The organism is Oscillospiraceae bacterium (assembly GCA_025757985.1).
Taxonomy (GTDB): domain Bacteria; phylum Bacillota; class Clostridia; order Oscillospirales; family Ruminococcaceae; genus Gemmiger.
On the sequence record CP107210.1, the window covers coordinates 1,325,060 to 1,349,979 of the forward strand.

Annotated in this window: 20 protein-coding genes and 2 tRNA genes; all 22 read right to left on the minus strand. The window is 62.1% G+C overall.

Features of this window, described 5'->3' with window-relative positions; translation table 11 throughout:
- Window positions 1–84: 84 nt before the first annotated feature.
- On the minus strand, window positions 85–846 hold the full coding sequence (truA, locus tag OGM67_06675; protein UYJ35989.1) for a tRNA pseudouridine(38-40) synthase TruA: 762 nt from the start codon (window positions 844–846) through the stop codon (window positions 85–87).
- A 103-nt stretch (window positions 847–949) separates the two neighbouring features.
- Window positions 950–1,768, minus strand: coding sequence for an energy-coupling factor transporter transmembrane protein EcfT (locus tag OGM67_06680; GenBank protein ID UYJ35990.1), 819 nt, complete (start codon window positions 1,766–1,768; stop codon window positions 950–952).
- Window positions 1,769–2,644, minus strand: coding sequence for an energy-coupling factor transporter ATPase (locus tag OGM67_06685; protein ID UYJ35991.1), 876 nt, complete (start codon window positions 2,642–2,644; stop codon window positions 1,769–1,771).
- Window positions 2,645–2,871: 227 nt separating this feature from the next.
- A complete protein-coding gene (locus OGM67_06690) occupies window positions 2,872–3,714 on the minus strand; it encodes an energy-coupling factor transporter ATPase (protein ID UYJ35992.1) in 843 nt (280 codons plus the stop codon).
- A gap of 3 nt (window positions 3,715–3,717) precedes the next feature.
- Window positions 3,718–4,581 carry a class I SAM-dependent methyltransferase gene (locus tag OGM67_06695; GenBank protein UYJ35993.1) on the minus strand — a complete coding sequence of 288 codons (864 nt, stop codon included), beginning with the start codon at window positions 4,579–4,581 and terminating at the stop codon, window positions 3,718–3,720.
- A gap of 58 nt (window positions 4,582–4,639) precedes the next feature.
- The gene (ruvB, locus tag OGM67_06700) at window positions 4,640–5,662 is read right to left on the minus strand and encodes a Holliday junction branch migration DNA helicase RuvB (GenBank protein ID UYJ36200.1); all 1,023 of its coding nucleotides are present in this window, start codon (window positions 5,660–5,662) and stop codon (window positions 4,640–4,642) included.
- A 54-nt stretch (window positions 5,663–5,716) separates the two neighbouring features.
- Window positions 5,717–6,316, minus strand: a complete 600-nt coding sequence (gene ruvA, locus OGM67_06705; GenBank protein ID UYJ36201.1) for a Holliday junction branch migration protein RuvA — start codon at window positions 6,314–6,316, stop codon at window positions 5,717–5,719.
- A gap of 98 nt (window positions 6,317–6,414) precedes the next feature.
- Window positions 6,415–6,912, minus strand: coding sequence for a crossover junction endodeoxyribonuclease RuvC (ruvC, locus tag OGM67_06710; GenBank protein UYJ35994.1), 498 nt, complete (start codon window positions 6,910–6,912; stop codon window positions 6,415–6,417).
- Between the two features lie 167 nt (window positions 6,913–7,079).
- On the minus strand, window positions 7,080–7,601 hold the full coding sequence (locus OGM67_06715) for a hypothetical protein (protein UYJ35995.1): 522 nt from the start codon (window positions 7,599–7,601) through the stop codon (window positions 7,080–7,082).
- Complete coding sequence (locus OGM67_06720) at window positions 7,579–8,040, minus strand: DUF4430 domain-containing protein (GenBank protein ID UYJ35996.1); 462 nt, start codon at window positions 8,038–8,040, stop codon at window positions 7,579–7,581. The genes OGM67_06715 and OGM67_06720 overlap by 23 nt, the downstream gene beginning before the upstream one ends.
- 191 nt (window positions 8,041–8,231) lie before the next feature.
- Window positions 8,232–10,115: an ABC transporter ATP-binding protein/permease gene (locus OGM67_06725; GenBank protein ID UYJ35997.1), complete on the minus strand. Its 1,884-nt coding sequence runs from the start codon at window positions 10,113–10,115 to the stop codon at window positions 8,232–8,234.
- The gene (locus tag OGM67_06730) at window positions 10,108–11,916 is read right to left on the minus strand and encodes an ABC transporter ATP-binding protein/permease (GenBank protein ID UYJ35998.1); all 1,809 of its coding nucleotides are present in this window, start codon (window positions 11,914–11,916) and stop codon (window positions 10,108–10,110) included. Before OGM67_06730 ends, OGM67_06725 begins: the two co-directional genes overlap by 8 nt.
- A gap of 125 nt (window positions 11,917–12,041) precedes the next feature.
- Window positions 12,042–12,117 (minus strand) — tRNA-Val (locus OGM67_06735).
- 149 nt (window positions 12,118–12,266) lie between these two features.
- Window positions 12,267–12,342: transfer RNA gene (locus OGM67_06740), tRNA-Val, on the minus strand.
- 111 nt (window positions 12,343–12,453) lie between these two features.
- Window positions 12,454–13,776, minus strand: coding sequence for a 2-hydroxyacyl-CoA dehydratase (locus OGM67_06745; GenBank protein UYJ35999.1), 1,323 nt, complete (start codon window positions 13,774–13,776; stop codon window positions 12,454–12,456).
- Window positions 13,777–13,787: 11 nt separating this feature from the next.
- Window positions 13,788–16,715, minus strand: coding sequence for an acyl-CoA dehydratase activase (locus OGM67_06750; GenBank protein UYJ36000.1), 2,928 nt, complete (start codon window positions 16,713–16,715; stop codon window positions 13,788–13,790).
- A 609-nt stretch (window positions 16,716–17,324) separates the two neighbouring features.
- Window positions 17,325–18,332 carry a hypothetical protein gene (locus tag OGM67_06755; protein UYJ36001.1) on the minus strand — a complete coding sequence of 336 codons (1,008 nt, stop codon included), beginning with the start codon at window positions 18,330–18,332 and terminating at the stop codon, window positions 17,325–17,327.
- A gap of 30 nt (window positions 18,333–18,362) precedes the next feature.
- Entirely contained in the window at window positions 18,363–19,604 is a 1,242-nt protein-coding gene (gene ftsZ / locus OGM67_06760; protein ID UYJ36002.1) for a cell division protein FtsZ, read from the minus strand.
- Window positions 19,605–19,916: 312 nt separating this feature from the next.
- Window positions 19,917–21,188 carry a UDP-N-acetylglucosamine 1-carboxyvinyltransferase gene (locus tag OGM67_06765; GenBank protein ID UYJ36003.1) on the minus strand — a complete coding sequence of 424 codons (1,272 nt, stop codon included), beginning with the start codon at window positions 21,186–21,188 and terminating at the stop codon, window positions 19,917–19,919.
- Between the two features lie 227 nt (window positions 21,189–21,415).
- Complete coding sequence (locus tag OGM67_06770; GenBank protein ID UYJ36004.1) at window positions 21,416–21,997, minus strand: dipicolinate synthase subunit B; 582 nt, start codon at window positions 21,995–21,997, stop codon at window positions 21,416–21,418.
- On the minus strand, window positions 21,994–22,797 hold the full coding sequence (locus tag OGM67_06775; GenBank protein UYJ36005.1) for a dipicolinic acid synthetase: 804 nt from the start codon (window positions 22,795–22,797) through the stop codon (window positions 21,994–21,996). Before OGM67_06775 ends, OGM67_06770 begins: the two co-directional genes overlap by 4 nt.
- Before the next feature lie 146 nt (window positions 22,798–22,943).
- Complete coding sequence (locus tag OGM67_06780; protein ID UYJ36006.1) at window positions 22,944–24,917, minus strand: peptidoglycan DD-metalloendopeptidase family protein; 1,974 nt, start codon at window positions 24,915–24,917, stop codon at window positions 22,944–22,946.
- Window positions 24,918–24,920 lie beyond the last annotated feature (3 nt).

Consider the following 24,920-nt stretch of genomic DNA (forward strand, 5'->3'; position numbering starts at 1 on the left):
GGGCCGGGCATGCCCCGCCCCTACATGCAGAATTCGTAGGGGCGCATTCCATATGCGCCCGCGGGGTGTCAGGGACGCCGCCCCCTACGAAATGGCATCCAACCCCGGATACTCCACCCTCTCCAAAAACAACCCCTTGGCGGGCAGGGTCGGCCCTGCTTGTTTGCGGTCGCGGCTTTCCAATAGTGGGGGGATACTGTCGGGCGTGCGCTTGTGCAGCCCGGCCTGAACCAGCGTACCGGCCAGAATACGCACCATATTGTACAGGTAACCGTCAGCCGTGACGGAAATTGTAAATAAATCTCCGCTTTGTACAACAGTACAATCTGTAATAGTTCGCACTGTGTCCCCATGGGCGGCAGCGCTGGAGCCGGAGGCGCAGAGCGCTGAAAAATCATGTGTACCTACGAATTTTGCGGCAGCCGCCTGCATGGCGGCCAGATCCAGCGCAGGCCAGATCCGGTGGCAGGTGTCAAACAGAAAGGGATCATCCACCCGCGTGTTCAGCAGGTAGTAGTGATAGGTCTTGGCGTGGGCGGCGTACCGCGCATGAAAGCTGTCCGGCACGGGGCGGATGTCCACCGCGCGTATATCCGGCGGCAGATGGGCGTTGAGCGCCGGAACAAGCTTTTGCATCGGCACCCTGCCAGTATAGCAGAAGCTGAGCGCGAAACGCCGCGCATGGACGCCCGCATCAGTGCGGGAGCAGCCCTTTACATCGGGCCGCTGGCCCAGCACGGCCTGCATGGCATCCTGCAAAACGGCGCAGACTGTCGGTGCGTTGGGCTGCACCTGAAAGCCGGCGTAGTTTGTACCCTTGTAGGAGATCCAAAGTAGATAGGTCATAAATCACCTGAAATCGTAGGGGCGCATTCCATATGCGCCCGCAGGGTGGCAGCCGATGGGCGGGCGGATATGGAATCCGCCCCTACGGATCGCGGCAAAATCTTTATGCCAGCCCCGGCACGAAGAACCGCGTGCAGGCGATGACCACCAGCGCCACAATGATGACTACCATGCAGCGGAAATCCTCGCTCGTGAACTTCAACTGCTTCAGCCGCGTGCGGCCCTCGCCGCCGTGGTAGCAGCGGCACTCCATGGCCATGGCCAGCTCATCGGCACGGCGGAACGCCGAGATAAACAGCGGGATCAGGATCGGCACCAGCGCCTTGATGCGCTGGGTGAAGGTGCCGCTGTCCAGCATGGCACCGCGGGCCTTCTGGGCGTTCATGATCTTTTCGGTTTCCTCAATCAAAGTCGGGATAAACCGCAGGGCGATCGTCATCATCATGGCCAGCTCATGCACCGGAAAGTGCAGCTTGGCCAGCGGGCGCAGCAGGCTCTCGATGGCATCGGTCAGCACGATGGGGCTGGTCGTGTAGGTCAAAAGGCTGGTGCCTGCAATGAGGGCGCAGACGCGCACAGCCAGCAAAACGGCGTACTTGATGCCCTCGGCATAGATGTTCAGCACCCAGAAATGCACCAGCGGCTCCCCCTGCCCTGTGACGAAGAAAAGGTTCAGCACGGCGGTGAAGAGGATTATGGGCACGATGGGCTTCAGGCTTTTCAAAATCATCCTGCCGGGGATGCGGGCGATGCGGTAAAGCAGGGCCAAAAGGCCGATCGAGAGCGCCAGCCCCAGCGGGTTCGGTGCGATAAACAGCACAATGATGTAGGCGATGGTGGCAACCAGCTTTAACCGGGGGTCACAGCGGTGCAGCACTGAATGCCCCGGAAAATGCTGACCGATCGTAATATCCTTGAGCATTTACTGTACCTCCCCTGCCTGCTTGGCGGCCAGCGCCCGGCGGATCGTCTTGACGGCGTAGGGGATCGTGTAGACATCCGCCGGGATGTCCAGCCCCATCTGGCGCAGCTTTAAAAAGATCTGGGTGACCTGCGGCACCGACAGCCCCAGCTCAAGCAGCTGCTGTGCGTGGGCAAAGACCTTTTCCACTGTGTCGTACATGGCGATTTTGGCGCGGTGCATGACCAGCACGCGGTTGGCGTACTTGGCAATATCCTCCATCGAGTGGCTGACCAGCAGGACTGTGATGCCGGTCTTTTCGTGGTAGGCCTTGATCTGGCTCAGGATGGTGTCGCGGCCCTCGGGGTCGAGGCCGGCGGCCGGCTCGTCCAGCACCAGCACACGCGGGTGCATCGCCATGACACCTGCGATGGCAACACGGCGCTTCTGCCCGCCGGACAGCTCAAAGGGGCTTTTCTGCAAAAGCTCGTCCGAAAGGCCGACAAAGGCGGCAGCCTCGCGGACACGGCGCTGCACCTCCTCCTCGTCCAGACCCATGTTGCGCGGGCCGTAGGCAATGTCCCGGGCGCAGGTCTCCTCAAAGAGCTGGTACTCGGGGTACTGCATCACAAGGCCGACAAGGAAGCGGAAGCTGCGCAGGTCGGCGCCCTGCTCCCACAGGTCGCGGCCGTCCACCAGCACACGGCCGGAGGTCGGGCGGTTCAGGCCGTTGAAGTGGCTGATCAGGGTCGATTTGCCGCTGCCCGTGGAGCCAATGATGCCCACGAAGTCGCCCTCCTCCACGGTGAACGAAACATCGTCCAGCGCTTTGGTCTCGTCCGGCATACCCTGATTGTAAATGTAGCTCAAATTTTCTACACGAATGATCTCGGACATAGTGGTTCCTTTCCCGCCGGATACAGCCCGGGTATGGTGCCGTTCCGGCATATGTGGGATGTTTTTGAATGAAAGGCTTCCCCCGATGGGGGAAGCTGTCCGCGAAGCGGACTGATGAGGGGTGACTTCGCGTCGATTGCCAGTAAACGGGATGCCTCGGCAAGCTCGCCCCTCATCCGGCCTCGGGCGGGGCCCCGGCCACCTTCCCCCAAGGGGGAAGGCTTCCTTTATTTCAGCAGCTTAAACAACTCCTCCGCGCACGCCTCGGGCGTAATCACATTCTCCGGCATGGGGATGCCGAGCTTGACCAGCTCATCGCGCAGCTCGGCGGCCTGCGGCACATCCAGATGGTAGCTGTGCAACCGCTCCGTCTGGCTGAACACCTGCTCAGGGGTGCCCTCCATCACGATGCGGCCCCTGCTCATGACCAGCACGCGGTCGGCCTGGGCGGCCTCCTCCATATAATGGGTGATCGAGACGATCGTGATACCGGCCTCCCGCAGCTGGCGGATCGTTTTCATGACCTGACTGCGGCCGTGCGGGTCAAGCATGGCGGTCGATTCGTCCAGAACAAGGCAGTCCGGCCGCATGGCGATAACGCCCGCAATGGCAACGCGCTGCTTCTGCCCGCCGGAAAGCTTGTAGGGGGCGGCATCGCGCTTTTCATAGATGCCGGCCAGTTTCATGGCCTCGTCAATGCGGGTGCGGATCTCCTCAGGCGGAACGCCAAGGTTCTCCGGTGCAAAGGCGACATCCTCCTCCACGATGGTGGCAACGATCTGGTTGTCAGGGTTCTGAAATACCATGCCCACCTTCTGGCGCACATCGTAGAGATGATCCTCGTTGCGGGTGTCCATCCCCTCAACCAGCACCGTGCCCGCCTCGGGCAGGAGGATCGCGTTGAAGTGCTTGGCCAGCGTGGATTTGCCGCAGCCGTTGGCACCCAGCACAGCCACGAACTCACCGCGGTGGATGGCAAGGCTCACGCCGTCCACTGCATAGCTGGGCTGCTCGGGGTCATAGCGGAAATGGATGTTCTGGACATTGATCATCGGTTCTTCTCTCGGCATGGCTTATCTCTCCCAGATGGCGGTTGCGCCGCAGGGCACAACACCGCCGGTGGCGGAGACCGGCAGACCGATCTCATCGCAGTGGGTGTGGCCGCCCGTGACGGGGCAGAGCGTCGTTTTAACGATGTATTCCATGACCGCCGGGCTTAAACCCTCGGTGTAGGAGTTGATGGCAAAGAACAGCGGGTCATCGCTCAGGACCTGCTCCGTCAGGGTGATGAGGTCGTAGACATTGTCCTCCAGCTTCCAGATCTCACCGCCGGGGCCGCGGCCGTAGCTCGGCGGGTCCATGATGACGGCATCGTATTTGCTGCCGCGGCGGATCTCGCGCTGCACGAACTTCACGCAGTCGTCGACGATCCAGCGGCAGGGGCGCTCAGCAAGGCCGCTTGCGGCGGCGTTTTCCCGCGCCCAGGCCACCATGCCCTTGCTCGCGTCCACATGGGTGACCGAAGCACCGGCCGCAAGGCACGCCAGTGTGGCGCCACCCGTGTAGCCAAAGAGGTTCAGCACCCGGATCGGCCGGCCGGCTGCGCGGATCTTTTCCTGATACCACGCCCAGTTGACGGCCTGCTCCGGAAAGACGCCGGTGTGCTTGAAGCCGGTGGGGCTGACGATCAGGGTCAGGTCGTTCCAGTGGATCTGCCACTTCTGGGGCAGCCTTTTGTGGTAATCCCACTGCCCGCCGCCCTTGGCGGAGCGGTAGTAGACGGCATCAGCGTTCGCCCACAGCGGGCTGGTTTCGGCATTTTTCCAGATGACCTGCGGGTCAGGTCGGATCAGCAGGGTGCTGCCCCAGCGCTCCAACCGATTGTGGTTGGTGGCATCCAGCAGCTCATAATCCCGCCAAGAATCAGCAGGGCGCATATTCATGTCTCCTTTTATATCGTGTGTGAAAGCCTCGCTTTGACAAGGAAGGCTTTTATCAAAACATACTCTGCTGGCCGTTGTCATTGTCGTCAAAGCGGCGGGGCACGGCCATGTGCAGATGCTCATAGGCAAGTCGGGTCACACAGCGGCCGCGCGGGGTGCGTGTCAGCATGCCCATCTGCATCAGGTAGGGCTCGCAGATGTCCTCCAGCGTGACGCTCTCCTCGCCCAGGGCGGCAGCCAGCGTGTCCAGACCTACGGGGCCGCCGCCGTACATCTCGATGATGGCGCGCAGCACGCTGCGGTCCAGCTCATCCAGACCCAGCTCGTCAATGTCCATCCACCGGCGGGCGGCGATGGCGGTCTCCTCGTCAATGGTGCCATCGCCCTGCACGGTGGCAAAGTCGCGCACCCGCTTGAGCAGGCGGTTGGCGATGCGCGGCGTGCCGCGGGCGCAGCGCGCCAGCTCAAGCGCGCCCTCCTCGGTGATCGGCACGCCTAAAATCCCGGCGCTGCGGCTGATGATATGCCCCAGCTCCCGCGGGCTGTACAGCTCCAGCTTGAGCAGGATGCCGAAGCGGTCGCGCAGGGGGCCGGTCAGCTGCCCGGCGCGGGTGGTGGCACCCACCAGTGTGAACCGGGGCAGATTGATGCGGATGCTCTGGGCGCTGGGACCCTTGCCGATCATGATGTCGAGGGCAAAATCCTCCAGCGCGGGGTAAAGGACCTCCTCCACCTGACGGGACAGGCGGTGGATCTCGTCAATAAAAAGGACATCGCCCTCCTGCAGATTCGTGAGCAGGGCGGCCAGATCGCCGGGCTTCTCGATGGCGGGGCCGGAGGTGATGCGGATCTGCACACCCATCTCCTGCGCCACAATACCGGCCAGTGTGGTTTTGCCCAGACCCGGCGGGCCGTAGAGCAGGATGTGATCCATCGGCTCGCCGCGCTGCTGCGCCGCCCGCAGGTAGACCCGCAGGTTGCCCTTGGCCTTCTCCTGACCTACATAGTCATCCAGCGTTTTCGGGCGCAGGCTGACCTCCTCCGCATCGGCGGAGCAGGCATCGGGGCTGACCAGACGGCTGGGGTCAACGGTGTATTCCTGATTCAAGCTCTAGCACTCCCCTTCCCTTTAAATGCGCGACAGGCTGCGCAGCGCGATCGTGATGATCTCCTGCACCGAGAGGGTCTCGTCCACCCGGGCCACGGCAGCGGCTGCATCGGAGGCGGCGTACCCAAGGCTGACCAGTGCGGCCACAGCCTGCGCCGGTGCGGAGGTGGGCGCGGGGGCGGCGCTGCCGCCCGCAAAGCCGGTGCCGGCGGCCAGACCCTTGCCGACCTTGTCCTTCAGTTCCAGCGTGATGCGCTGGGCCAGCTTGGGCCCAACGCCGGCCGCCTTGGTAAAGGCCTTGTGATCTCCGCTGGATGCGGCAAGGGCAATCTTTTCGGGCGTCATGATCGACAGGATCGACAGCCCGGCCTTGGGGCCGACACCGGTGACAGCGGTCAGCATCTTGAAGCAGTCGCGCTGCTCCTCCGTTGCAAAGCCGTAGAGGGAGACATCGTTCTCGGTCACATTCATGATGGTATAGACGGTGCCCTCTTTGCCGACAGGGGGCAGAGCCTCGCCGGTGGTGGCGGGGATCTGCACGAAATAGCCGACCCCGCCGCAGCTGATCACAACGGAATCCAGCGTCTTTTTAATGATTTTTCCGGTTAGACAGTAGATCATGGTGTGTCCTTCTTTTGCATCATAGAGGTTGTAGGGGTCGATGCTTGCATCGTCCCGCGGGCGGATGCAAGCATCCGCCCCTACAGCGGCAGGGGTCACTACCTCACCGGCGTCCCCATCAGGCGGCTGCGGCTGCAGTGGCAGTGGGCAATGGCCATGCCCAGCGCATCGGCGGTATCGTCAGGCTTGGGGATGCTCTCCAGATGCAGCATCATGCGGGTCATCTCCTGAATCTGCTTTTTTACGGCCTTGCCGTAGCCGGTGATGGCCTGCTTGACCTGCATCGGTGTGTATTCGTAGATCGGCACGCCGCACTGGGCGGCGGCGAGCAGAATGACGCCGCGCGCCTCAGCCACGCCGATGACGGTGGTTTGGTTGTGCTGGTAGTACAGCTTTTCGATGGAGAGGGCCTCGGGCTGATAGCGCTTGCAGATATCCAGCACGCCCTCGTATATTTCAACAAGACGCTGCTCAAACGGGGTGTCCTTCTCGGTGATGACAGCCCCGTAGCCGATGGGCGCAAAGCGGTTGCCGATGTATTCGACAACACCCCAGCCCACAATGGCGTAGCCCGGGTCGATGCCCAAAACACGCATTTATCCCATACCTCCCCACTTTAACCGATATAGTATACCATAAAAACAACGCTGCGTCCACTGTTTGGGGTAAACATTCCGTGAATTTGCACAGAAAAAGCAATAAAAATTCTACAAACAAAAAAGCATCTCCCGGACAGGGAGATGCTTGGCTGCGTAGGCAGCAATCAATACCCGATCTGCCGCTTGGCGGCCCGCAGTGCCTTGCGCAGGGGCCGGTACAACAGCAGCATAATGGCAAAGTTGCCCGCGCCGTGCAGGGCGTCGTAGCTCAGGCCGCTCAGCCACCAGCTCAGCGCAAAGGCTGGGGTCTTGGCAAACAGGTAGACGGCAGCGCACAGCCCGCCGAAGCACAGGCCGTACAGTCCGCTGAACACAGCCCAGAGCAGTGCGTGGTCCATGCGGCGCAAAAGCCATGCCAGCAGCGCCAGCAGATACCATACATACAGGTACATGGCCCACCAGAGGCCAAACCCGTACAAGACGCCCTGCAGCAGAATAAAGACCGTGATGGCAGCGGGGGTTTCCCGCGGGAGCTCCAGCGCAAACAGGATGATGAGCAGCGTCACCGGCTCAATGTTCGGCAGGCCGCTCATGGCCTGCTTGCTGACAACGAGCAGTGCCCCCATCAGTCCGCTCAGTACCAGACTGACAACGCGGCGGTGGTTACTTCGTGTAGGTGAAGGCATAGCTGTCGCCGTCATGCAGCTCGATGTCGGCCACGCCCACGGTGGTCATCTCACCGGCGGCATCGGTCAGGCACCACCAAGCACCATCGGCGTTATAGTCGGCCTCCTCGCCGTTGACAACGGTGACAAAGCCGGCAGCGGCCTCCTCGGCGCTGATGACACCGGCGGCGGCCAGCGCATCGCTGAGCTTTTCGCCGTCTGCGGCGTCAAGGGTCAGGACGGTGCTTTCGCCGTCAGCACCGGTGACGGTGAAGGTGACCGCGATGGCAGCAGCGGCATCCTCGGCGGTGGAGACAGCAGCGGACTCAGCCGGTGCTGCCTCGGAAACGACCTCAGAGGAGACGGCCTCGGAGGAGGCGGAGGATGCGGAAGCACCGCAGCCGGCCAGCAGACCGGCGGCCAGAATCAGGCTCAGAACCAGAGCAGAAAGCTTTTTCATAGGATGTTACCTCTCTAAAATTGTGATTGTGCACAAATTTGTGCAGCAGTCATTATACAAAATGCCAAGAAAAAATGCAAGTGCGTTGTAGAGGGCGGTGTGGCTGCCCATGAAAAGTCCGCAATGGCAAACTGGCCCCTCATCCGGCCCTGCGGGGCCACCTTCCCCCAAAGAGGGAAGGCTTTAGGCCCTTACCCCTCCAGCTGCTCCTTATGATATTGCAGCGTGTACAGCTGGTAATATCTGCCGTGCTTCGCCAGAAGCTCCTGATGGCTGCCCTGCTCAAGAATCTTGCCGTGGGACAGCACGATAATGTTGTCCGCGTGCTGGATGGTGGACAGCCGGTGGGCTACGATCAGCATTGTGCCGACAGAGCGCATCTTTTCCAGAGAATCCTGAATCAGGATCTCGGTCTCGGTGTCGATGTTTGCTGTGGCTTCGTCCAGAATCATGACACTGGGCTTGTGCAGGATCGTCCGCGCAAAGCTCAGAAGCTGCCGCTGCCCGGCTGAGAAGTTGTTGCCGCGCTCGCGGACCTCCTCGTCCAGACCGTGGTCAAGCCGGGCGATAAACTTGTCGGCGTTGACATAGCGGCAGACCCGCAGGATCTCCTCGTCCGGGATGCCCTCCTCCCGCAGGACGATGTTGCTGCGGATCGTACCCGAGAAAAGGAACACATCCTGCAGCATCTGCCCGAAATGGCGGCGCAGCGAGGAAATCTTGATCTTGCGGATGTCGATGCCGTCAATCAGGATCTCGCCCCGCTGGAACTCATAGTTGCGGCAGATCAGCGACAAAATCGTGCTTTTGCCGGAGCCGGTGGACCCCACAAACGCCACCGTCTGACGCGGGTCCACATGGAAGGAGACGCCCTGCAGCACCCACTCGCCGGGTATGTAGCTGAACCAGACATCCCGGAATTCGATTTCGCCCCGCACCTCGTCCAGCTCGATGGCATCGGGGGCGTCCACCATCTTCGGCTCGATGTCCATGAGCGAGAACACCTTTTCCGAGGAGGCCAGCGCCGACTGCAGCCAGTTGAACTGCTCGGCCAGATTCTGGATGGGGGTGAAGAACTTGGAAATGTACATGTAAAAGGTCACGATGGTGCCGCCGGTGATGGTCTGGCCCATAAAACTCACGCCGTTCAAGTGCCCCATGCCGCCCAGATAGAACAGGCACAGAATGGAACAGATGTACAGCATATAGACCAGCGGGCGGAATACGCCGAACACAAAGATCTGCTCCTGCGTGACCCGGGAGAGCGTCTGGCTTTTCTCGCGGAACTCCGCCATCTTCTCATCCTCGCGGCCAAAGATCTGCGTGACCTTGATGCCGGACAGGTTCTCAGACAGGTAGGTGTTGATGTCGGTGGTGGCGTCCTTCACCTTGCGGTAGGCGCGGCGTGAAAACTTGCGGAAGATGACCGTGAAGATCACGATGAACGGCACAAAGCAGAGCACCATCAGGGTCAGCGCGTAATTCAGGCAGAGCATGGCGATCAGTATGCCCAAAATCACAAAGATGTTTTTGGTCAGACTGACAAGAAGATTTGTGAACATCATCGAGATGGCGTTCGTGTCGTTCGTCACACGAGTGACAAGCTTGCCGACCGGGATCTCGTTGAGCTGCTCATGGGAGAGGGCTTCGATATGGGTAAACAGATCCTCGCGCAGGTCGGAGATGATGCGCTGGCCGACCTGCTGCAGGATGACCGCCTGCAGGTAGGTGCTGGCCATGGAAAAGACCAGCACACCCGCATAGACCGCCACACCGATGTAAAGCTGCGGCAGGGCGAAATCCCCGGATACCAGCTCCTCCAGCGCGCCGATGATCAGCGGCGAAACAATGTCGTAGGCAATGGAAAAGAGCATCAAAAACAGGACAATGACAAACTTTGCGCGGTAGGGCTTGGCATAACCGGCCAGACGGCGCAGGATCTCGCTGTCCGCCATCGTGCGCTCAAAGCCCATCGTCTCCTTTTTGTCCTTGACCAGCGCGTAGGCCAGCACCAGCAGTGCCGTCACGGCGCCGATGACGGCACCGACCAGCACCAGCGGATTGAGTTCAGTCATCTGTGTCACCTCCCGCTTCGTCCTCCAGCTTTTGCAGGTCCACCATGCGGCGGTACTCAGCGCAGCTGCGGTAAAGTGTATCGTGGGGGCCGACAGCCTCCACCCTGCCGTCCTCAATAAAGATGATCTTGTCGAGCTGCTCCACCGTAGAGATGCGGTGGGCGATCAGCAGGGTCGTTTTGCCTGCGCGGCTCGCCTTCAGGTTGTCAAGGATGATGCGCTCGGTGCGGGTGTCAACGGCGGAGACGGAATCGTCCAGAATCAGGATCGGCGCGTCCTTGAGCAGGGCGCGGGCAATCGAGATGCGCTGCTTCTGCCCGCCGGAGACGGTGACGCCGCGCTCACCGAGGACGGTCTCAAACCCGTCCTTGAAGTCCACGATGTTGTCCCGGACATCGGCCAGCGCAGCGGCATGGTCGATGTCCTCCCGGCTGGCGCCGTCCACACCGAAGCCGATGTTGTGGGCGATCGTATCCGAGAAGAGGAAATTGTCCTGCGGTACATAGGCGCAGGCATTGCGCACCGAGCGGATGGATACGCTGTTCACATCCTGCCCGTCCACAAACAGGGTACCGTCCGGCACATTGTAGGTGCGCAGCAGCAGGTCCACCAGTGCGGTCTTGCCCGCGCCGGTCTTGCCTACGATGCCTACGCTCTCGCCGGGCTGCACGGTGAAGGAGACATCCCGCAGCACATCGTATTCGCCGTCCGGATAGCGGAAATTCAGATGCCGAAACTCGATGCCGCCGCGCGGGTCGGCCAGGTCGGCCACGCCGTCCCGGTCGGTTACATTGATCGGCGCATCGAGCAGCTCGGTGATGCGGTTCAGCGATGCTTTGCCGCGGGCTGTTTTTTCAATCAGCATCGAGATCGCCATGATGGGCCAGACGATGGCCTCAAAGTAGCCGATATACTCCACCAGCTGCCCGGCGTTGAACTGCCCGCGCCAGACAAGCCAGCCGCCGTAGCCGAGAATGACACAGATGACCGACTCGACAAAAAGGGTGACCAGTACCTCGAGCAGGGTGGCAATCTTTGTGTAGGTGACGTTGATCTCCTCATTCTGCTTGTTCAGCTTACGGAAGGCAATCAGCTCCTTCAGCTCCTTGACGAACGCCTTGATGACCGCGATGCCGGAAAAGTTCTCCTGCGCAAAGTCTGACAGGTCGGAAAAAGCCTGCTGGCGCTCCTCCCACCGCTTGGTCATGACCTGACTCATCACGGTGCCGATGGCGAACATGACGCCCGCAGGGATCAGCGCCAGCAGCGTCAGGCGGAAATCCATCCGCCACATCTTGACCAGCGCCATCAGCCCCAGCACGGCGGCGTCAAAGAACATCAGGATGCCGTCACCGAAGCACTCCTGAATGGTGTCAAGGTCGTTGGTGTACAGGCTCATCAGGTTGCCGACCTTGTTAAGCTGGTAATACTGCTGGGACAGGCGGCGGCTGTGGTCGAACATCCGCTCCCGCAGGTCGGCGGCGACCCGCACAGCCGAGCCGAAAAAGCAGATGCGCCACAAAAAGCGGCCTACCACCATAAGCACTACGATCCAGATCATAGGCAGGCAGATGTGCTGAAACAGCACCTGCTTGTCAAAGGAGACCGTCTGGCCGTTCACGACCACCTGCCCCAGATTGACGCCGTTGATGACCAGCCGGTATAGCTCCGGGATCAGAAGCTGGATGTAGTCCACCATCAAAAGCGACACAATGCCCAGAAGCAGCACCGGCGCATTTTTGAGGTAGTATCGGTTGATGTGTTTGCCGAAGATCACGGCGGGTATACCTCCCTTATCCATACAGTGTGCGGCAAAGGCCGCAGATAACCAGTATAGCGTACCTGCGCGGTTTCGTCAATCGTTGCCCGAAAATGCGCAGAACGGTATACAAAAAAATCCCCACCGGGGGTGACCCGATGGGGATTTGGTGCGCGGTACAGGACTCGAACCTGTGACCTCCTGCACGTCAAGCAGATGCTCTACCAGCTGAGCTAACCGCGCATACTGTGCCGCCGACTGGCAACGCATATTAGTATAACAGATGTTTTTGCAAAATGCAAGCCCTTTTTTGAAAAAAGTGGGACTTTTTGCTTGATTTTTGCCGCGCCGGTATACAGAAAAATCCCCACCGGGGTGACCCGATGGGAATTTGGTGCGCGGTACAGGACTCGAACCTGTGACCTCCTGCACGTCAAGCAGATGCTCTACCAGCTGAGCTAACCGCGCATGTCGCGCCGCCTCTTGGCGACGCATATTAGTATAACAGATGCTTTTACAAAATGCAAGCCCTTTTGCAAAAAAACTTTTGCTTTTTTTGCCGTGTGCGCGGGGCGGGGCTTACGGCACAACGGTCTCCAGCTGCGGGGCACCGCCGGCAAGCGCCTCTGCGGTCAGGGGGACCGGTGCCTCGGCCGGCTTGTCCAGCTTTTCGCGGGCAACGGCCAGCATCAGCTTGATGCGGTTCTCCTGATTGACGCGGGTGGCGCTGGGGTCGTAGTCCACGGGGGTGATGTTCGCATCGGGGTGCAGGGCGCGGATCTTGTTGATCATACCCTTGCCCACGATATGGTTGGGCAGGCAGCCGAACGGCTGTGCGCAGACGATATTGCCGTAGCCGCCCTCGACCAGCTCGATCATCTCGGCAGTCAGCAGCCAGCCCTCACCCATCTTGGCGCCCAGCGAGATGATGCCCTCGGGCTTTTTCATCAGCTCGCGGAAGGAGCCCGGCGCGTAGAAACCGTACTTGCGCATGGCGTCATAGCTGGCGCAGCCGATCGAATCCAGCCAGCTCAGGAAGAAATCCGCACCGCCCGCTACCAGCTTATTGCCGCCGTACAGGTCGATGTCCAGCCGGTAGTTGGCCACGCAGTACTCGACAAAGCCCATCAGGCCGGGCAGGTTGACCTCGCAGTCCTGACTTTCAAGGAATTTTTCCAGATCGTTATTGCCCAGCGGCGAATATTTGACATAAATTTCGCCCACCACGCCGACCTTGACCTTCGGCACACGGGTGATAGGGATCGTGGCGTAGTCGGCGGCAATGTCGTAGAACCGGCGTTTCATGTCGTGGGCGGAATAATTCTTGTCGTCCTTGATCCAGCCCTGAATCGTGGCGATCCACTTCTCAGTCATGGCGTCGGCATCGCCCTTGTGGTTCTCATACGGGTGGGTCTGGCTGCGCAGCGCGACGAGCATGTCGCCGTAGAAAATGCTGGCAATGACCTTGCGCAGCAGCGGCAGGGTCAGCGGCAGACCGCTGCCCTTTTCCAGCCCGGAGAAGTTCAGCGAGGCCACGGGGATATTGCCGTAGCCCGCCTTGACGAGTGCCTTGCGCAAAAGCTTGATGTAGTTGGACGCACGGCAGCCGCCGCCCGTCTGTGTGATGAGCAGCGCGGTGTGGTCCAGATCGTACTTGCCGCTGTTCAGCGCGTCCAAAAACTGCCCGATGACCAGCAGCGCCGGGTAGCAGGTGTCGTTGTGGACATATTTCAGGCCCAGCTGCGCGACTTCGCTGCCGCAGTTGCCCAGTACCTCGGTCTGGTAGCCCTCGCTGGCCAGTGCCGCCTGCATAAGCCGGAACTGGGTAACCGCCATGTTGGGAATGAGAATTTTATGGGTCTTTACCATGTCCTTGGTAAAGTTGGGAGTTATGTATTCCATGGAATTGCCTCTTACTTTTTGTCCTCTTTCCGTTCCTCCAGCGCTGCAAACAGGCTGCGCAGGCGGATGTTGACCGCGCCGAGGTTGGTGATCTCATCAATCTTGAGCTGGGTATACAGCTTGCCGCCCGCCTGCAGGATCTCGCGGGTCTCATCGGTGGTCACGGCGTCCAGACCGCAGCCGAAGGATACCAGCTGCACCAGATCCATGTCGGGATTCTCGGTGCAGTATTTGGCGGCGGCGTACAGGCGGCTGTGATAGGTCCACTGGTTCAGTACCGAGGTCTGGAATTTCTGCTCATGCCAGCTGACGGAATCCTCACTGACGACAGCTGCGCCCTGCCGGATGATGAGCTGGTCGATGCCGTGGTTGACCTCCGGGTCCACATGGTAGGGGCGGCCCGCCAGCACAATAATGCGGCGGCCCTCGGCGCGGGCGGCGGCGATGATCGCGCTGCCCTTGTCGCGCAGCTGCTGCATGTGGCGGTGATACTCGTCATAGGCGGCGTCAATGGCCTCGCGCACCGCCTTTTTGTCAAGACCGGGGAAATATTTGTCAAGCGACTGCTGGAATTTCTTGTAGAAATCCTTGCGGCGCTCCAGATTGAAGTAGTCGTATAGGAACCGCGTGCCGTTCAGCTCGGGGCAGTTGCCCTCCAGCACCTCGGGGTAATAGGCGACCACGGGGCAGTTATAATGGTTGTCCCCCAGATGCTCATCAAGGTTGTAGCTCATGCAGGGGTAGAAGATGGCGTCCACGCCCTGCTCGCACAGCCAGTGGATGTGGCCGTGGCTCAGCTTGGCGGGGAAGCAAGCTGTGTCGCTTGGGATCGTTGCCTGACCGCTCTGGTACAGGCTGCGGCTCGAGAAGGGGCTGACCACGACCTCGAACCCGAGGCGGGTGAACAGCGTGTGCCAGAACGGCAGCAGCTCATACATGTTCAGGCACAGCGGCAGGCCGATGCGCGCGCGCGGTGCGGCGGGTGCGGGGGCATTGCGGTAGCCGTCCAGCAGCTTCAGCTTGTAGGCGTACAGGTTCAGATCCTCGTTGTTGGCCTTGCCGGTCACGGGCTTGTCGCATCGGTTGCCCGAGATGTACCGCTTGCCGTCCGCAAAGACATTGACGGTCAGCTGGCAGTGGTTGCCGCACCCCTGACACTGCACGGTGTTGACCTTCTGGCTGAACTGCGCAAGTTCCTGCTCGGTCAGCACGGTGCTGCGGGCGTTCTCCCCTGCCTTGGCCTTGCCGTACAGCGCTGCGCCGTAAGCGCCCATCAGGCCCGCGATGTCGGGGCGGATGACATGGACGCCCATCTCCTTCTCAAAGGCGCGGAGAACGGCCTCGTTGTAGAAGGTGCCGCCCTGCACAACGATGCGGCGGCCCAGTTCCTCAGGGCTGGAGGCGCGGATGACCTTGTACAGCGCATTTTTGACGACCGAGATGGACAGACCGGCGCTGATGTTTTCAATCGAGGCACCGTCCTTCTGCGCCTGCTTGACGCTGGAGTTCATAAAGACGGTGCAGCGGCTGCCGAGGTCCACAGGCTTGTCGGCAAACAGGCCGAGGGCGGCAAACTCCTTGACATCGTAGCCCAGCGCCTGGGCGAAGGTCTGCAAAAAGCTGCCGCAGCCGGAGGAGCAGGCCTCGTTCAGGAAGATGTTGCTGATGGCGCCGTCCTCGATCTTGAAGCACTTCATGTCCTGCCCGCCGATGTCGATGATGAAGTCCACATCGGGCAGGAAGTGCTTGGCAGCGGTAAAGTGGGCCACCGTCTCGACAAGGCCGCGGTCGCAGTGGAAGGCATTTTTGACCAGCTCCTCACCGTAGCCGGTCGTGGTCACACTGGCGATCTGCAGCCCGGGGTGATCCCGATACAGCTTGAGCAGCGTCTCCTTCACAAGCGGGATCGGGTTGCCGAGGTTGGGGCGGTAGCTTTCAAACAGAATGTTGGCGTTGTTGTCAATGACGACCAGCTTGATGGTGGTCGAGCCGGAGTCAATGCCGATATGCACGGGGCCGCAGTCTGCGCCGAAGGGCAGGCAGGGCACGGTGGCCTTCATGTGGCGGGCGTGGAACGCCTCGTACTCCTGCTGATCGGCGAAAAGCGGCGGCAGGCTTACATAGGTGGCGGCGGCGCTGTAGTTGTCCAGCCGCTTTGCGACCTCGCGCAGGTCGGACTCCTCATCGGCGTAGAAGGCTGCGCCCATTGCGACGAAGAGCAGGCTGTTTTCCGGCAGGGTGCCGGTGACGCCGAGCGTTTTGTCAAAGCTCTGGCGCAGCGTTTTGGAGAAGGTCAGCGGGCCGCCCAGATACAGGATGTTGCCCTTGATGGGGCGTCCCTGCGCAAGGCCGGCGATGGTCTGGTTGACGACCGCCTGATAGATCGATGCTGCGATGTCCCCTGCCTGCGCGCCCTGATTGATGAGGGGCTGGATGTCGCTTTTGGCAAAAACGCCGCAGCGGCTGGCGATCGTGTAGGTGCGGGTGGCGCCCTGGGCGGCCTTGTCCATCTCATCGGCACCCATTTTCAGCAGGGTGGCCATCTGGTCAATGAAGGCGCCGGTGCCGCCGGCACAGCTGCCGTTCATGCGGACCTCGGTGCCGTTCGTCAGAAAGAGGATCTTTGCATCCTCGCCGCCCAGCTCGATGATGCAGTCGGTGCCCGGTGTCAGGCGGTTGGCAGCCACGCGGGTGGCAAAGACCTCCTGCACAAAGGGCACCCTGCAGCTGTCGGCAAGGCCCATGCCGGCAGAGCCGGAGATGGCCAGATACGCGCGGCCGTCAGGCAGATATTCGGCGGCGACTTTTTCCAAAAGCGCTCTGCCCTTTTCTAAAATATGGCTGAAATGACGCTCATAGGTAGAATAAACGATCTGCCCAGCGTCATTCAGCACGACACATTTAATGGTGGTGGAACCAATATCCAGACCAACTCTCATAGGCTTTAGCCTCCTGCGGGTCAGGCAAACCCACTGAAGCTGCGCGCCGTAGGGCGGATAAGCGGGGTTGCCGTTGGGGTGATTGCGGGATACCGAAGGCCGGGTCTGCCCCAAGGCGCTACAATATCAGCATATATTATACAGGTTTCTTGAAAATTCGGCAAGAGTGCCGCCGCATAAAATCGTTGTCAAATGACAGGAATTGTACAAAAACACGGAAGCGGTGCGAAAAAAATCCGCACCGCTTCCGCGTCAAAAGAAAAGAGGAGTATGGATGAAAAACTTGGGGTCCTGTTCATCAGGTCGGGTCCCTGCTCCCTTCCTGAGAACATCTATAGTATACCCCGGATTTGTGTTAAAGTCGTGAATGAATATTCAATAAATTAAGAAGGGTTTGTGAACAAACGCAGAGCAAAAGCCTCCCTTGTCAAAGGGAGGTGGACGCCGAAGGCGGCCGGAGGGATTACGATGGGCTTTGCCCCGCACGCTGTCCCGCCCGCGGCCGGGCAGGAATCCCTCCGCCTCGCTTGCGCTCGGCACCTCCCTTTGACAAGGGAGGCTTCTATAACAAAAACCACCCGGCGCGGAGCTAGGTGGTCATGTACTTAATTACTGTTCTTCCCCATTCAGCCGGTCGATCTGGTCCTGCAGCAGCTGGGACACAGGGCGGCGCGTGTTGCGCAGCCGGTGGGCCGGGGCTGGGGGTGTGTGGTGCGCGGACTGGGCCTTCTTTGCCTTTACGCGCAGCCGGTCGGCGGGCTTGGCTGCCGGGGTCTGTGCGGCGGCGGGGCGCGGCGGCAGGGGTGCAGGCGGATCCGTCTCCGGTGTGCCCTGCGCAAAGCTGCGCATGTCGGTGCCCAACTCCTTCAGCTCGGCCTCAGTCTGGTCAAGGGCCTGATAGATGGCCTGCGTCAGACCGTCCAGATCCAGCGTGGCGGCGCTCAGCCGTTCATCCACGCGGGCCAGACGCTCCCGCACCAGCATGACGCCCGAGGCGATGCTGCGGGCATTCTCGGCCATGCGGTTCTTCTGGCTGTCTGCCTGCTGCTTCAGCTCTTTCTCGGCGCTCTCGGCGTACAGGCGGGCATCAGCCAGAATCTTACCGGCCTCAAGCTTTGCCTCCCGCACCAGATCGGACGCGGGGGCGCTCAGGGACGAGGTATTCAGCTGGCGCGCTGAATCCAGCTGCTTCTGCAGTTCCTCGACCTGCTTTTGCAGATCGTCATTCTTCTGCTGCAGATCGTGGTGCTTCAGCTGCCAGATGTTGGCGTTTTTCTGGGATTCGCGCTGGTTGGACTGGTAGGAGGCAGTCTGCTTCTGCAGCGTCTCAAGCTGCTCCTCGCTCTCGCGGCGGCGGGTCTCGGCGGCCTCGGCGCGCTGGTTGGCAGCGGCCACCTCGGCCTTGAGGGCCTCGATCCGGCTGTCATCGCTGCTCTGTTGGCTGCGCAGCTCGTCCAGACGGGACTGCATCTGCTGCAGCTGGCGGTTGTACTCCAGCTCATGCTGCTGGGCCTCGTTGGCCAGCGCGTTCATGTAAGCCAGCACATCATTTTTATCAAAGCCGAACAAGCTGGAACGGAAGCCCTGTTCCTGAATGTTCATAGGTTCAGACGGCATGGCTTTTTACATCCTCTCGCAGAAAATTGATCAGGAACGCTTGTTCAGGATGCTGAGCAGATCGTCAAAGTAATCGCCGTCATCCTCTTCCTCAGCCGGGGCAGCAGGCTGGGCAGCCACGGGGGTATCCATGCCGGTGCTGAAGGACTGGGTGAAGATGGGGTTGGGCATCGGCGGGTTGATGGGCTGCTGTGCGGGCTGCACGGGGGCGGCGGGCTGCACAGGCTGGACAGGCTGTGCGGGCTGCTGTACAGCGGTCTGCTGGGCGGCGCGCTTGGCGTCCACATGGGCCTGAATCGGCTCGTCCACCTCGGGGGTGCTCTCAAAGCCGGTGGCCACAACGGTGATGCTCATCTCATCGCTCAGGCGCTCATCAAAGGCAGTACCCCAGATGATGTTGGCATCGGGATGGGCGCTCTGGGTGATCATGCTGGCAGCGGTCTCGACATCCTCCAGACCAATGTCGGGGCTGGAGGTGATGTTGATGATGACGCCGCGCGCACCGGCGATGCTGGTCTCCAGCAGCGGGCTGGAGATGGCAGCCTTGGCGGCGTTCTCGGCCTTGCCGGCGCCCTTGGCAACGCCGACACCCATGTGGGCAAAGCCGGCGTCCTTCATGATGGAGCGGACATCCGCGAAGTCGAGGTTGATGAAGGCGGGGATGTTGATCAGGCTGGAGATGCTCTCAACGCCCTGACGCAGCACATTGTCGGCGGCCTCGAAGGCGTTCATCAGGGTGATCTTCTCCTGACTGATGAGCTTCAGGCGCTCGTTCGGGATGACGATCAGAGAGTCGACATGCATCATCAGGGAGGCAATGCCCTGCTCGGCCTGCGCCATCTTGCGCTTGCCCTCAAAGGCGAAGGGCTTTGTGACGATGCCGACGGTCAGGATGCCCAGATCATGGGCAGTCTCGGCCACGACAGGGGCAGCGCCCGTGCCGGTGCCGCCGCCCATACCGGCGGTGATAAAGACCATCTGCGCACCCTTCAGGGCGTTGGTGATCTCGTCCTTGCTCTCCTCGGCGGCGCGCTGGCCGATCTCCGGGTCGGCACCGGCACCGCGGCCCTTGGTCAGCTTGGCGCCAAGCTGGACCTTCTGGGTGGCCTTGGAGTTCAGCAGGGCCTGCTGGTCGGTGTTCATTGCAACGAACTCGACCCCGGACAGACCGGACTCGACCATGCGGTTGACAGCGTTGCCGCCGCCGCCACCTACGCCGATGACCTTGATATTGGTTACATTTTGCATTTCTTCGTCGAGAACGAATGCCATGAGTGTATCCCCCTAAAAGTGAAGTTGTTAAACCGGACCCGATGGGTACTGCACCCCGCGCAGGGGCACACTGGTCCGCTATTTTTTACATATAACTGATTATTAGAATATCAAATTTTACATGCAATTTCAATACCCTGAGGGCAAATTCATAAAAAATTGCGTTTCTCCCTGCGCTTTTGCCGGACAAGCACGGGATAGAAACGCGAAAATTCGGCAGATTGCTATATTTTAAAGGAAAAAGCAGGAAGTTCCCACAAAAAAGCGCCGCAGGGGGCGGACCGGGTCTGCCCCTGCGGCGCGGGTCTTGGATTACGCTTCACCGTGCGCGGCGGTGCAGTCTGCCCCAAGGCTGTGCAGCTCTCCCGGCAGGTCGGCGTAGCCGCGCGGGATATGCCCGGGGTCGCGCAGCGTGGTCTGCCCCTCGGCGGCAAGCGCCGCAATGAGCAGCGCCGCGCCCCCGCGCAGGTCGGGGGCGGTCACGGCGGCTCCGTGCAGCGCAGCACCGCCGTCAATGTGCAGCCGCCGTCCCTGCGCGGTGCAGCCGGCCCCCAAGGCGGCAAACCCTGCTGCGCAGGCAAACCGGTTGGCGAACAGGCGGTCATAGATCTCACTCTCCCCCGCTGCCGTCAGCAGCACGGCAGCGGCCAGTGGGGCGGTGTCGGTCGCAAAGGCGGGCCAGGCATCGGCGGTCAGTCTGGCCCCGCCCCGCAGCGGCGCGGCGGGGTCGCGGGCAAGCCGTACGCAGTCCCCTGCCCGGGTCACGGTCACGCCGGTTTCGGCTAGAAAGCGCAGAAAGGCCCCGTAAACAGCCGGGTCGCAGCCGCAGATCTCAACCTCGCCGCCGGCGGCGGCCAGTGCGGCGGCATAGGTGGCGGCAGCGATGCGGTCCGGCAGCGGGCGGTGCGCGGTGCCCGCCAGCGGGCAGCCCCCGTCCACCGTCAGCACCGGCGTGCCGCAGCCCAGTATCCGGGCACCGCATGCCTGCAGAAAATGCACCATGTCGCCTATTTCCGGCTCCTGCGCGGCACCACGCAGCACGGTGCGGCCCCGGGCACAGCAGGCAGCCATCAGCAGCGTGAGGGTCGCGCCAACGCTTGGCAGGCGCAGCGTAAAGTCCACGCCATGCAGCGGGCCTTTGCGCCGCAGCGTCACGGCGATGCCCTCCAGCTCGACCTCGGCCCCCATGGCGGCCAATCCGGCCAGATGAATATCCACCGGCCGCGGCCCCAGACGGCAGCCGCCGGGCAGCGGCAGCCGCACATACCCTGTGCGGCAGAGCAGCGGCGCCAGGTAAAACACCGAGCTGCGCATTGCCCCGGCAAGGGATTCGGGAATCTCGCCGCAGAGCGTCTGCACCGGCCGTGTACACAGGTCCGCGCCGCACCGCCGCACATCGGCCCCCACGGCCTGCAGCAGTGCAAGACTGGTCGCTACATCGGCAAGGGCCGGCACCTCCTGCAGGCGGCAGGGGCCGCGGCAGAGCAGCGTGGCCGCCAGCAGCGGCAGCGTGCTGTTTTTGGCGGCCGCCGGGCGGATGCGCCCATGCAGAGCCTGTTTGCCGGTAATGGTGATCATCTGCATGAGCGGGCCTCCCCCGAAGAAATATAGAATTGTATGCAAAAAGGCTTCCCCCGAGGGGGAAGCTGTCAGCGGTGCTGACTGATGGGGGCGTGTTTGCCGCAGCAGTACATTGCCGGGCAATGATGGAAAGCCTGCCCCTCATCCGGCCCTGCGGGGCCACCTTCCCCCGAAGGGGAAGGCTGGGGTATATCTTCTACCCTGTTATATGCCGCCTGCCCGGCAACATATTACACCAGCATCGGCTGCAGCTGCACCCCGCGCAGGGCAGCGTCCAGCGTATCGGGCAGCAGGGTGAAATCACTTTTCAGGCTGCGGGGCTTTTTGTAGCAGTCATCCTGACCGAAGGGCACAAAATAGTAGCTGCGCCGCTGCAAAAGCTGGCCCAGCGCCGGGGCGCTGCCCGCCAGACCATCGTTGGTGGAGGGGGCCAGTATGATCGGCCGGCCGCCACGCAGAAGGCTTTTGGCCGCCAGCGTCACCGGGGTCGCGCTGATGCCCGCCGCCAGCAGCGCCATCGTTGTGCCGGTGGCGGGGGCAATGATAAGGGCGTCGGCCAGCTTTTGCGGGCCGAGCGGCTCCACGCCCTGCAGTGTTGTGAGCGGTTCATGGCCGGTCAGCTCCAACAGGGTCTGCCGCAGGGCTGCTGCAGTGCCGAAGCGGGTGTCCAGCCCTGCCGCGCTGGCGCTGAGAATGGGCAGGATCTCCCACCCGCGCGCCGTCAGCACCTGTATCTGGGGCAGCACGGCGGAAAAGCTGCAAAAGCTGCCGCACAGCGCAAAGGCGGCAGTGCGTTTCGGCCGGGTCGTCATGGCTCGCTCCTTTCTTTCTGTTCTTCGCGTTCTTCCAGAATGGCCAGCACGGTCTGGGCAATCAGCGCTCCCGCGGTCTGCGGGGCGCAGCGCCCCGGCAGGGCCAGTGCATGCTCGGCGTGCAGGCCCAGCTCCTCGGCGGCGGCAAAGTCGGTGCCGCCGGGCAGGCTGGCAAGGTCGATGATCAGCGCCCCGGCCGGCAGCCGCTGCAAAAGCGTGCGCGGCAGCACCGGCGCGGGGATCGTGTTGATGACGGCGTCGAACCCCGGCAGCAGCGCGGGCAGGGCAGTCAGCGCAGCGGCGCGGCAGCCGCTGCAGCGGGCGTTGGCGCGCTGCTCGGGGCTGCGGGCAGCCACGGTGACCCGCCCGCCCAGCAGCGCCAGACGACGCGCCACGGCGCGGCCCACCCGGCCGTAGCCCAGCACAAGAAAGGCACTCTCCCAGATCGTGCGCTCCCGCAGGCGGAGCAGCAGCTCAAGGCAGCCCTCGGCCGTGGGGACGGCGTTCAGACATTCCAGCTCGGGCCGCCGGAAATAGTCGATCAGCGGCAGTCCGGCCTCCCGCGCGGCCAGCCGTACCGGCAGACCGGGGCGCCCTGCCAGAATCAGCGTCCCCTGCCCCGCACCCTGCAGGGCGCGGGCGACCTCATCGCTGACGCGGCCCTGGGACATCGGCAGCAGGATATAATCCGCTGCGGCGGCGTTGTCGGCGGCGGTCACGCCGCAGCCTGCGCGGCGCAGCACACGGGCCGCCGCCTGCTGGCGGGCATCGTGGCCCACCACACAGAAGGTCTTTGGCATACGCGCTCACCTCGTTTTGTTTTGCGCCATACTATGTCCTGCCCGCGCAGAGTGTGAACATCCGCTGACGGCCCGCCCCTTCGGCTGCGGACGGACGGTGACAGCAAAAAAGGCACCCATCCCGTTTGGGATGAGTGCCTTGGGAATCAATAGAGCTTCAGACCATCGCAGCGGCTGCGCCAGACGGCCAGCGGGTCGATGGGAACGGTGCCAATGCGCATCTCTGCCACAACGGCCTTGCTGCAGCCGCCCAGCAGCTGGCCCTGCTTGACGGTATCACCGGTCTTGACATCCAGCGAGGCGAGACCGTAGAAGATGCTCTTGAGGCCTGCGCCGTGCTCGATCACGAGGGTGTTGCCATAGAGGCCGCCGAGGTCCTTCGCCAGCAGCACACGGCCGCTGGCAGGGGCAATCATCGAGCCTTTGCCGTTTTTGGGGCGGATGATCACATTGGTCGAGGTGCGCCCGCCGTAGCCGTAGTTGGTGCCCCGCTCACTGTAGGAGCGGCCTGCGTACTCGGTCATGCCGTAGGTCAGCGGAGTGTCAAAGCTGTCGAGGAAGGGCTGCACAAAGCCGCCTACGGACCACTGGATCTTGTCGTCCACAGTGGCAAACAGCTTGCTGACCGCCGCCGGGGCATCATCCTCGCCGATGTAGGGCGCGGCCATCTGAGAGGTTTTGCTGTAGTCCTTGTAGCTGAAGGAGCCTGCGCGCACCGACAGGGAGAGGGTCTCGGTGTAGCCGTCGGCCGATACCTCCAGATCAATGTTGCCGGGCTTCTGGTTCCATGGGATAGGCAGGTAGCAGATCCAGCCGCTGCCGGCCTTGACAAAGCCGACATTTTTGAGGGTGGTCTTGATGGCCGGGGCATCCTGCCCGAGGGTCTGGCCGACCCGCACCGCCGCCACACCGCCCTGTGCCACGCTGTCGGTCGCCAGCTGGATGGACGGCTTGATGCTGACCGTAAAGCGGAACTGCCAGGTCTCGGTGCCGGTCACGGTCGCCTCGTCAGCGGGGGTGCCGCTTGTGCTGACGATCAGCTTGGCATCGTAGGTGCCGTTCTCAGCAAAACGGTAGCTGCGGAAGCCGGTGGCGCTGCCGTCATAGATGGATTCCCCGGCGGCATCGGTGATGGTCAGCTGGGCGCTGTAGCCGCCCGGCGTGACGACCAGATCGGGGGAAGCACCGGATACCGGCAGCGCCAGCTCGGCCGGGGTGGGGTTCAGCGTCTCGGCATAGGTGCGGCGGAGCCAGCTGCCAACGATCGGCACATGCCATTTGTAGGCGGTGGGGGCAAGCTCCTGTCCGTCAAAGGTGGCCTTGATCTGGGGCAGCATATCGGGGGTGGCATTGTGGTAGAGCCACGCTACGCCGCCGCACGCGATGACCAGCACAAAAAGCACGACCAGCAGCAGCCAGCGCAGCATGCCGGTCACACCGCGCCCAAGCTTTTGGGTAAGGGTGTCCGCAGGCTCCTCCTCGGTGTCCTCCTCAGTGCTGTCCGGTTCGGCGGGCGGCGCATCGGGGGTATCCTCGGCGGGGGTGTCTGCCAGCCCGGCCATGATCTGGGCGATGGAAAGCTGTGCCGTGCGGGCGATGGTGTCCGCGCGGGCCTTTTCCTCGGGGGCGTCCTCCTCTGTGGAATCCTCCTGCGGGGCATCCTGCGGTGCATTGGCCGCACCCTCGTCTGCATCGGGTACAGGCTGCTCCGGCTCTGCGGAGGCAGTATCTTCGGGGGCAGGCTCGGCCGCCGCTGCTTCATCGGTGCCGGTATCCGACAGGGCTGCCTCGGCAGGCTCTGCCGGTTCCGACTGCTCGGCGGCCTCGGGCTGTGCCGGGGCCGTTTCAGATGCTGTTTCAGGGGCTTCCGGCAGCGACACGGGGACGGCATCTGGCTGCGGGGCGTCCGGGACCTCGGGTACCTGCAGGGGTGCAGGTGCAGTTTCTGCGGGGGTCTCCGGGGTATCGCTCACAGCCGGCTGCTGCTTCGGCGCTGCCGTGGCAGCGGGCTTTTTGGGCTTGCCCTTGGCCGCTGACTTTTTGCGGCTGCGCCTGCGGGGCGCGGCGGGGGCTTTTTCGGCCCAGTCCACGCCGGCTGCGGCTTTCTTCTCTTCTTCCATGCT